This is a genomic window from Yaniella soli (assembly GCF_054782375.1).
On record NZ_BAAGSP010000070.1, the window covers coordinates 1 to 1,720 of the forward strand.

1 protein-coding gene is annotated in these 1,720 nt (G+C 59.0%); it reads left to right on the forward strand.

Annotated features, from left to right (window positions below; translation table 11 throughout):
• The first annotated feature begins 120 nt into the window (after positions 1 to 120).
• Positions 121 to 1,554, forward strand: a complete 1,434-nt coding sequence (locus tag ACYVJT_RS15210) for an IS1380 family transposase (protein ID WP_343960259.1) — start codon at positions 121 to 123, stop codon at positions 1,552 to 1,554.
• Positions 1,555 to 1,720: the final 166 nt, after the last annotated feature.

Consider the following 1,720-nt stretch of genomic DNA (forward strand, 5'->3'; position numbering starts at 1 on the left):
CCTTGATCCACCGATGAGTTGGGTGTGGTTACGGCGTTTTAACGTGGAGGTGCGTCTTTGACGTGGGAAAATAGTGAGTGTTGAGACCACTATTCCAAGTCAGAAAGACGCACCTCTGAGATGCTATTTAACCATGCTCCTGCTGCTGTTGCCTATACGTTCGATGAGCCCAATCTCGTGTCGTCGGCCGGGCTGGTCCCGATGATGGGTCTGGCGCAGAAGGCCGGGCTACCAGAGCTGGCCCAGCAGAAAATTACGGTGTCCAATACCGGAGCGGATAAAGGCGCCAATCCCGGGGCGAAGATCGCCTCGCTGGTGGCCGGCATGGTCGCTGGCGCCGACAGCATTGATGATATGGACTTGCTGCGCCATGGTGGCATGAAATCACTATTTGATCAGGTCTACGCCCCTTCCACGCTGGGCTCACACTTACGCGAATACACGCATGGCCACGTCAAACAACTGGCGTCTGTCTCGTCGGGCTTTTTGACCCAGCTGGGCGCACAAGCACCGTTGTTGCCAGTATCCCAGCCAGCCGGTAACGGCGAAGACATGGTCTTTGTTGACATTGATGACACGGTCATCGAAGTCCACTCACCAGACAAACACGGCGCAGGGATCGGCTATAACAACGTCCGAGGCCTCAACGCGCTGCTGGTCACCGCCTCCACCTCGCAAGCGGCTCCGGTCATCATCGGCCAACAACTCCGTCGCGGAGCAGCCCACTCAGTCAAGGGCGCGGATAAACTCATCGCTGATGCACTGGCAGCACACCGCCGTCTACCTGGTCAGAAAGCACCGGTAGTGCTTCGAGCCGACTCGGCGTACTACTCGGCAAAGGTTGCCAAGGCCGCCCGGACTGGTGGGGCGCAGTTGTCGGTGACAGTGCGGATGAATGCTGCCGTGAAGAAAGCAATCGCCCAGATCCCCGACAACGCCTGGGAGCCGATCAAGTACCCCAACGCGATTTATGACGAAGATTCCGGCCAATGGATCTCAGAAGCCCACGTGGCAGAAACCGACTTCACCGCATTTTCCTCCAAGACCAAATGTGAACAGGTCCCCGGCCGACTGGTGGTGCGTCGAGTTCCTGAGAAAAACGCCAAGAAGCTGGCTGCTGCTGGCCAGGACTCTTTATTTGAGACGTATCGGTATCACGCGTTCTTCACCACCATTCCTAAAGCGGTCCTGAGCACCAAGGCCGCCGACACAACCCATCGCCAACACGCGGTCATCGAGCAGGTCAACGCCGAACTCAAAGCCGGACCGCTGGCGCATATGCCCTCTGGCAAATTCGGGGCCAACGCCGCCTGGCTGGTCGCTGCAGCCATGGCCCATAACCTGATCCGGACCGCCGCGACGATCATCGGCGGCAAACTGGCACGCGCCCGAGCGCTGAGTATTCGACACAAAATCATCACCATCCCGGCCCGGATCGCTCGCCGAGCACGACGACTGATTCTGCACTTACCGGTTGAATGGAAATGGGCCAAGCACTTCGATCGACTCTGGGCCACCACGCTCAGCCCGCCAGAACCAAGCCGCAGCACGTGATCACCAGCCCACCATCGGGCACCAGGCCGGGAAGAGAAAGGGACCCGGAAGACCCTCAGTGGAACAAGACCGGAACAAGGCCGGGAGACACCAACCTCCCCGAAAATCCCGTCCCGCCCGATCATGGATTCAACGCCTCAACCGATCACTCATCGGTGGATCAGGG

Coding starts and splice junctions, on each gene's coding strand:
- ACYVJT_RS15210 (WP_343960259.1), top strand. CDS start 121: ATGCTATTTAACCATGCTCCTGCTGCTGTTGCCTATACGTTCGATGAG.